The sequence below is a fragment of the Nocardia sp. NPDC004604 genome, from assembly GCF_040609795.1.
Lineage (GTDB): Bacteria > Actinomycetota > Actinomycetes > Mycobacteriales > Mycobacteriaceae > Nocardia.
Window position 1 is genome coordinate 1 of the sequence record NZ_JBEXLC010000247.1, and the last position, 7,460, is coordinate 7,460.

At 65.9% G+C, this 7,460-nt stretch carries 10 protein-coding genes; 2 read left to right on the forward strand and 8 right to left on the reverse strand.

Going from position 1 to position 7,460, the window contains the following annotated elements; genetic code table 11:
• Positions 1-132: 132 nt before the first annotated feature.
• On the reverse strand, positions 133-1,146 hold the full coding sequence (locus tag ABZW16_RS42125) for an aldo/keto reductase (RefSeq protein ID WP_354961765.1): 1,014 nt from the start codon (positions 1,144-1,146) through the stop codon (positions 133-135).
• Between the two features lie 101 nt (positions 1,147-1,247).
• Here ABZW16_RS42125 and ABZW16_RS42130 point away from each other — a divergent pair, with 101 nt between their 5' ends.
• The gene (locus ABZW16_RS42130; protein WP_354961766.1) at positions 1,248-2,120 is read left to right on the forward strand and encodes a helix-turn-helix transcriptional regulator; all 873 of its coding nucleotides are present in this window, start codon (positions 1,248-1,250) and stop codon (positions 2,118-2,120) included.
• On the opposite strand, the gene ABZW16_RS42135 is transcribed toward ABZW16_RS42130, so the two are convergent.
• From ABZW16_RS42135 to ABZW16_RS42165, 7 genes are all read right to left on the reverse strand, one after another.
• Positions 2,099-2,743 (reverse strand): hypothetical protein, encoded by a 645-nt coding sequence (locus tag ABZW16_RS42135; RefSeq protein ID WP_354961767.1) that lies wholly within the window; start codon positions 2,741-2,743, stop codon positions 2,099-2,101. The two genes, ABZW16_RS42130 and ABZW16_RS42135, sit on opposite strands and share 22 nt — an antisense overlap.
• 133 nt (positions 2,744-2,876) lie before the next feature.
• A complete protein-coding gene (locus tag ABZW16_RS42140; protein ID WP_354961768.1) occupies positions 2,877-3,866 on the reverse strand; it encodes a pirin family protein in 990 nt (329 codons plus the stop codon).
• Positions 3,863-4,651, reverse strand: coding sequence for an N-acetyltransferase (locus ABZW16_RS42145; RefSeq protein ID WP_354961769.1), 789 nt, complete (start codon positions 4,649-4,651; stop codon positions 3,863-3,865). The genes ABZW16_RS42140 and ABZW16_RS42145 overlap by 4 nt, the downstream gene beginning before the upstream one ends.
• 81 nt (positions 4,652-4,732) lie before the next feature.
• Complete coding sequence (locus ABZW16_RS42150) at positions 4,733-5,026, reverse strand: putative quinol monooxygenase (protein WP_354961770.1); 294 nt, start codon at positions 5,024-5,026, stop codon at positions 4,733-4,735.
• A gap of 38 nt (positions 5,027-5,064) precedes the next feature.
• Positions 5,065-6,126: an aldo/keto reductase gene (locus ABZW16_RS42155; protein ID WP_354961771.1), complete on the reverse strand. Its 1,062-nt coding sequence runs from the start codon at positions 6,124-6,126 to the stop codon at positions 5,065-5,067.
• Positions 6,123-6,593 carry a MerR family transcriptional regulator gene (locus ABZW16_RS42160; protein WP_354961772.1) on the reverse strand — a complete coding sequence of 157 codons (471 nt, stop codon included), beginning with the start codon at positions 6,591-6,593 and terminating at the stop codon, positions 6,123-6,125. Before ABZW16_RS42160 ends, ABZW16_RS42155 begins: the two co-directional genes overlap by 4 nt.
• A gap of 193 nt (positions 6,594-6,786) precedes the next feature.
• Positions 6,787-7,155, reverse strand: a complete 369-nt coding sequence (locus ABZW16_RS42165) for a glyoxalase superfamily protein (protein ID WP_354961773.1) — start codon at positions 7,153-7,155, stop codon at positions 6,787-6,789.
• Positions 7,156-7,214: 59 nt separating this feature from the next.
• Between ABZW16_RS42165 and ABZW16_RS42170 the strand changes: the two genes are divergently transcribed.
• Positions 7,215-7,418 carry a hypothetical protein gene (locus ABZW16_RS42170; protein ID WP_354961774.1) on the forward strand — a complete coding sequence of 68 codons (204 nt, stop codon included), beginning with the start codon at positions 7,215-7,217 and terminating at the stop codon, positions 7,416-7,418.
• The last annotated feature ends 42 nt before the right edge of the window (positions 7,419-7,460 follow it).

Here is a 7,460-nt window from a genome sequence, read left to right on the forward strand (position 1 = left end):
TACTCCCCCCCCCCCCCCCGATTTCAACACTGTTCTTAAACCCCTCTTCCCCCCCCCGCCGCTCTCCCTATCTCCCCGCCCCTCGGGCCCCGGGGTTCGGGGGGGGGGCGGCCGGCCGCCCTCCCGGCCCGATCAGCGCTCGCTGTCCAGCAACGTCATCTGCGCGGCCGCATAGCGCTCACCCGCGATCCGATCCGCGGGCACCGCGGCCTCGATGCTCGCCAGTTCCTCGACGCTGAGCTGGATATCCAGTGCGTCTACGGATTCTGCCCAGCGTTCGCGGGTGCGCGCGCCGAGGATCGGCACGATATCCGCGCCCCGGGTCAGTACCCAGGCGATGGCCAGCTGTGCGATCGAAACATCCTTCGTCGCGGCGATATTCGCGAGCGCCTCGACCAATTTGAGGTTCTGGTCGAGATTCTCACCCTGGAAGCGCGGGCTGTGCGCACGGAAGTCGGTGGGGGCGAAGGTAGTGCCCTGGCGCACCGAATCGCTCAGCAGGCCGCGTGACAGCACGCCATACGCGGTGATCGCGATGCCGAGTTCCCGTACCACGGGCAGGATTTCGGCCTCGATACCGCGCGAGATCAACGAGTATTCGATCTGCAGATCCGCGATCGGATGCACAGCCGCGGCCCGGCGGATGGTCTCCACACCGACCTCGGACAGTCCGATGTGCCGGATGTAGCCCGCCTCGACGAGTTCGGCCATGGCGCCGATGGTGTCCTCGATCGGCACATTCGGGTCCAGGCGCGCGGGTCGGTAGATGTCGATGTAGTCGACGCCGAGGCGCTGCAGGCTGTAGATGAGGAAGTTGCGCAGTGCGACGGGGCGGTTGTCGGTGCCGCCCCAGGTGCCACCCGGTCCGCGCAGCGCGCCGAACTTCACACTGAGCACTACATCCTCACGCGGACGTTCGGCGATGGCCCGGCCGATCAGCATTTCGTTATGGCCCGCGCCGTAGAAGTCGCCGGTGTCGATGAGGTTGGCGCCGGAGTCCAGAGCGGCGTGGATGGTCGCGAGCGATTCGGTGTCATCGGCGGCGCCGTACACGCCGGACATGCCCATGGCGCCGAGTCCGATGCGGCTGACCGCAGGGCCGGTTTTGCCGAGTTCGGTGTCGGTGGTGATCTTCGATGTCGTCATGGCATCAAGCCTGCCCCCTGGGAAAGGGGTGCGGCAGAGATCGCCTATCGGGGGATCGGCGATCCCTGGCTCGGCGCCGGGTATTGCGGGACAGTAGTGACATGGACCGATCCGAACTCGCCGATTTCCTGCGCAGGCGCCGCGAACAGCTGACGCCAGCCGATGTCGGGCTGCCGCCGGGGGTCCGCCGGCGCACCCCCGGCCTGCGCCGGGACGAGGTCGCCCTGCTCGCGGGCATGTCGACCGATTACTACACCCGGTTGGAACAGTCCCGTGGCCCGCGGCCGTCCACGCAGGTGCTCGCCGCGCTGGCGCGGGCGCTGCGCTTCAGCAATGACGAACGCGACCATCTCTACCACCTGTGCGACCACGCCGCGCCCGGGCGTGAGCTCGCGGATAAGCACGTCGGTCCCGGGATCATGCATGTGCTGGCGAAGCTCGACGACACCGCGGCCACCGTTATCACCGACCTCGGCGAGGTCTTGGTACAGAACCGGATGCATACGCTGCTGGTCGGTGACCACGCGAATCGGCGCGGCTGGGATCGGTTCTACGCCTGGCGCTGGTTCACCGACCCGTCGTCGCGGGCCATCTTCCCGCCGGAGGATTGGGATCGGCTGGGCCGCAAGCATGTCGCGGACCTGCGTGCGACCGCTGCACGTCGTTCCCGCGACGCCGATGTCACCGAATTCGTGAGCCGATTGCGTTCCGCGAGTGCGGAATTCGAGCGGTTCTGGAACGAACACGAAGTGGCGGTGCGGATCTCCGACACCAAGCGGATCCTGCATCCCGAGGTCGGTCTGATCGATACCATCTGCGAAACCCTGCTCACCCCGAACGAGGCCCAGCGACTACTCGTCTACCTGCCCCGTCCGGGTACCGATGCGGCGGAGAAGCTGGATCTGCTGCGGGTGATCGGCACGCAGCACCTGCTCCCCGCCCACGATGGCGTTCAGGGATTGACGTTGAAGTAGTCCATCGCGGCCTGGACCGCGGGCTCACCACCGCCGGTCGACAGACCGGCGAACGCGCCGATAACGCCACCTACCACCGTGGTGATCGGAACGGTGACGAAGTCGACGACGAACAGGCCGAGGGGGAAGCCGAGTACGAACCCGATGGCCGCACCGATGGCCGCACCGGTCAGGACCTGCGGCATCGACTTCTCGATCTGACCGAAGAAGCGCTCCTGGGCGCTGACATCGCGCACCGGCTCATCCGACTTGCTGATGGGCGTCAGCGACAGCCGCGTACCCGCCTCATCGATGACCGGAGCCAGATTGATCCGGTGTCCGCCGATATTCAGCGCGGTCGGCAGCGCGGCGACGACCTGCCCGTTGTGATCGGTCAGCGAGACGACCTTGTTCTCCCGGACCAGATCCCAGCGACCCTCCGAAACGGTGGTCACTACGGCATGACGGTTCTCGGCTGCCGTGACGTGGTAGCCGATCTGCTGGAATACGCCTTGCAGGTCGAGTGGTGCGTCGGCGGTCGAATTCGCCACGGGCGGTGCGGGTTCCGCGTGCACGACACTGGCTCCGATCGTGGTGGTCGCCAGCGCCAGCAGTGCCGTCGCGGTAATAGTGGAGATCCTCATCGTGCTCTTCCCGTCGCGCCACCCGAGTGGAAATGTCCGTTCTGGCTGCCGACGAAGATACCGTTTTGTGATCGACATCAGAAGAGGGTCACGCCCGGTGATTTCACCGAGGCGGCACGGCGGCGCCTCGGATTCAGGTTCTGGCCTGGCCGATTCGACGCTTGCGCGGCTTCAGATGCAGACCAGGCAACGGCGGAGCCGGGATGCGCTGTTCCGGAGTGTGGCCCGCGATATCGGCGAAACGGTCGAGATCGTGCTTCTCCCAATCATTTCGGGCCGCGACGATGTCCTCATGGCTGCGGCCGACGAAGTTCCACCACATCACCAGTTCTTCGCCGAACGGTTCGCCACCGATCAGCGCGAAGTGGGCGCCCTCGGTGCTGCTGAGTCGCAGTTCGTCGCGTCCGGTGCCCAGATAGAGCAGTGGGCCGGCGGCGATTTCGGTGTCGGCGGCGGTGAGGTCGCCGTCGATCACCATGAGTGCGTGCTCGAAATCGGGATCGAGGGTGATGGTGGTGTCGGTGCCGGGCTCGATCCGCACATCCGCCCCGACGATCGGCGTATAGGCCTTGGCGGGTGAGGTGAGTCCGGCGAAGGTGCCGATCAGCACGATGGCCTGCACTCCTGCCCCCTGGTAGACCGGCAGGTCGCGATGCTGCTCGAAATGCGGATCGATGCCGAGGCTGTCGCTGGGCAATGCGATCCACAGCTGCAGCCCGTGCCCGGCGTGCGCACCGGCGACGCCGTACTCGGAATGCGCGATGCCGCGGCCGGAGGTCATCAGGTTCAGCTGACCCGGTTCGATTTCCACATCGGAGCCGACCGAATCGCGATGGCGGATCCGTCCGTCGAACGGCCAGGTCACTGTCTGCAGTCCGATATGCGGATGCGGGTCGATATCCGGCGACGCACCCGTCTTGGTGACTGTTGGCGAGCCGAAATGGTCGAGGAAGCACCAGGCGCCGACAGTCGGCAGATCACGTTGCGGCAGTACGCGTTCCACGTAGACGCCGCGCACACCGCCGAGTGGGACCTCGCGCGCCGGATAGAACTCCGCGACCGGTCCGGGAGCCGGCGACGCCTCGCAGACCGCCTCCTCCGGACGCAGCTCGAGATCACTCATCGGGTGACGCCCTTGCCGACCACATGTGCGTCGTACTGCGGATGCTTCTCGAGGTAGGCCTTGATGAACGGGCACAGCGGCCGGATCACCCGGCCGCGGGCGATCACATCCTCGACCGCGTTCTTGGCCAGGATGCTGCCGAGGCCCTTACCGGAGAACCCGCCATCGATCTCGGTGTGGATGAACACCGTCTCGTCATCGCGCTCCTCGTATTCGCTGAACCCGGCCAGCTCGCCATCGAAGAACACCTCATAGCGGCTCTTCTCGTCATTGCGGACGACCTTGCTCTCGGGCGTCGGTTCGGTCATGGTCGGCTTCTCCTTCCGTGGGCGCACCGGGTGCTTGCTGAGGATCGACACCCGGTTGAACGCGCCGATCGTGGTGGCGATCCAGAGGATCGCCGAGACCTGATCATCGGATAAATGCTCTCGGGCCCGAGCGTACTCACGGTCCATCGTCGCCTCATCCGGCAATGTGGTGGTGAGTTCGGCCAGTGCCAGCGCGGCCCGTTCCTGCGGTGTGTACAGCTCGGTGCGGTCCCATGCGGGCAGCACGGCGAGTTCGCGGTCGGTGGCCCCGGCCGCGACGGCCGCGCGATGGTGCACGTCGAGGCAATAGGCGCAGCCGTTGATCTGCGAGACGCGCACGTTGATCAATTCGATGAGCTTGCGGTCGAGTCCGGCCGCGGCGCCCGCCGCGCGGACCGTGCTGGCCACGGTGTTCAGCGCTCGAAACGCTTCCGGGGTCTGCTTATCCATGAACACACGCCCGTCTGGGTACTCCATAGGTCCGGATAGTAGAGCAGCACGGCGATGTGCCCGGACTGCGGTCCGGATCGCCGTGCTGCGATCGTGTGCCGTGCTGGCTCAGCCGACGTCGTTGAACCGCCGGACCTGCAACGGCTCGAGCAGGATCTCCGCCAATGTGGCGGCGCACTCCTTCAGATGCGGCGTTTCGAAATGTGCCGCGAGCGCCGCCTCGTCGACCCACTCCTCGAGCAGCACCACGCGGCTCGGATCGCTCGGGTGCAGGTACAGCTCATAGGCCAGACAACCTGGTTCGGCGAGCGTCGGCGTGACCATATCCTCCAGCGTCTCGCGCAACTCGGTCTCGTGACCGGGCTTGGCGGTGAACCGGACATTGAGGGTCAGTGTGGACACCGATTACTCCTGATCTGCTGTGCGTGCACTGCGCGCGGTCATTCCCGGCCGACGGAGGTGAAGGACATATCCGTGTACCGGTCTCCGGCCACCTTGTCGGCGATCGGTTCCAGCGTGGCCAACTCCTCGGCGGTTAGCCAAATGGTGGCGGCGGCAATGTTGTCGGCGAGCCGGGTGCGGCTGCGGGTGCCCGGAATCGGGACCACCGCCAGTCCGCGGACACCCGCCTGGGCGTGCACCCACGCCAATGCCACCTGGGCGAGCGAGATGCCGCGGGCGTCCGCGATGGCACGCAGCGGCGCGAGCAGTTCGGCATTGTGTGCCGCGTTATCGCCGGAGTAGCGCGGCTGCAGGTGCCGGAAGTCCTTGCCATCGGCCAATTCGCTCGCCGCGGTGAAGGATCCGGTGAGGAATCCGCGACCCAGCGGCGAGTACGGAACGAAGGTGACGCCGAGTTCGGCGGCGGTGGGTACCACGCTGCGCTCGACGTCCCGGGAGAACAGCGACCATTCGGACTGCACGGCCGCGATCGGATGCACCGCATGGGCCGCGCGCAGTTCGTTGCCGGTCACCTCGGATAGGCCCAGCGCCCGAACCTTGCCCTGCGCGACGAGTTCGGCCATCGCAGCGACCGATTCCTCGATCGGGACTGCTGGATCGCGACGGTGCATGTAGTACAGGTCGATGGTGTCGATGCCGAGACGGGCCAGGCTGGCATCGACCGCTTTGCGGATGTATTCGGGGGAGTTCTCGATGCCGCGGTAGGTGGGATCGTCGGCCTTGCGGATAATGCCGAACTTGGTGGCGAGTACCACCCGGTCGCGGTTGGCCCGCACGAAATCGCTGAGGAATTCCTCGTTGTGGCCCGAGCCGTAGATATCGGCCGTGTCGAACAGCGTGACGCCGAGTTCCAGTGCGCGATCGAGGGTCGCCCGCGATTCGGTCAGGTCCGAGGGGCCGTAGAAATCGCTGATTCCCATGCAGCCCAGGCCCTGTGCGCCCACCTGGATGCCGCTGGCGCCCAAGGCTGTGGTGGGAAGCTGCCCACCCGTCACCCGGCCGCCACCCCCCGTGGAATCGCTACGCGGTGCAGCATTCATATCCTGGTCCCTTCGCATGGTTGTGTGAGTGCGGCCGGTTTGACGGCGGAGGTCTTGCCCTCGTACAGGTCGATCTTGTAATCCAGCACGGCCACCGTCTGGCGAAGTTCGTCGATCTTGGCGAGCACCTCGGCGCGGGTATTGCGGAACATCTGCAGCCGCTCGGGCACGGTGGATTCCCCCTCCCGCACCAATTCGGCGTAGCGGACCATGTCCGCCACCGACATACCGGTGGCGCGCAGCCGGCCGATCAATGCCAACCACTCCAGATCGCGATTGCTGAACCGGCGCTTTCCGGCGTGATCGCGCCCGATGTAGTTCATCAACCCGATCCGCTCGTACCAGCGCAACGTGTCGCGGCTGAGCCCGGACCGATCGGCCGCCTCGCCGATCGAATACTGCGGCTTCTCCCGATCGATATCGACGGCCTGCTGATCACCGACAACCTGACCTACGGCTCCACCCACTGCACTCGCCCTTCTCGATGAACACCAACGACGTTAATAACCTGGAGTGCACTCCAAGCAAGTCTCAATTCTGCCGAAATTCGGAACCGCTCGCGGCCGCCTGCGTACCTTGCATGGGCCATCGGAGCTCGAATATGGTCATCGCCGCGCAGCTGCTGCGCGGCGATGACCGACGTGGGCCGATGTCTCGGACTCAGTCGCGCTTGGGCAACTCCTGTACCGCCCACTTGTTCCCGTCGGGATCGGCGAAGAAGGTGAACAGGCCCCAGCCCATATCCTTCACGGGGGTCGCCTCCACACCTGCCGTGACCAGCTGTTGGTATGCGTCCTCGGCGCTCGCGACGACCATCTGCATGCCTACGACGCTGCCGGGTGCGGCGTCGGTGATGCCCTCGCCGATGCAGATGGAGCAGCCGGAGCCGGGTGGGGTCAGTTGGACGAAGCGCAGGCTCTCATTGACCCGGTGGTCGTGATCGGCATTGAAGCCGATCTTGGTGTAGAAATCCTTCGCGCGGTCCACGTCGGTCACCGGAATGGCGACCAGTTCGATTTTCCAATCCATCCGCTGAGCATTCCACCGGCTCGACGGCGAGAACTGGTTTTCGCACCTACCCTGGTGACATGCCAGGTAAGGACATCGACCGGATCAGGGGCCGCGCGGCCTGGGCCACGGTCAAGGAAAGCCCGGTGATCACCGCCATCGCGGTGGCACCGTTCGTACTGGCGCTCGGCGTCGTGTGGTGGCTGCTCGGCGGATTCGCCGCGTTCGTCCTGCTCGTCGTCCTCGGCGTCGTTGTGGTCGTCGGCGGCAAGCTACTGCGCTGACGACGCCGAGCCCGTGCTCAACGCGGGATGTGGAAGCGCACC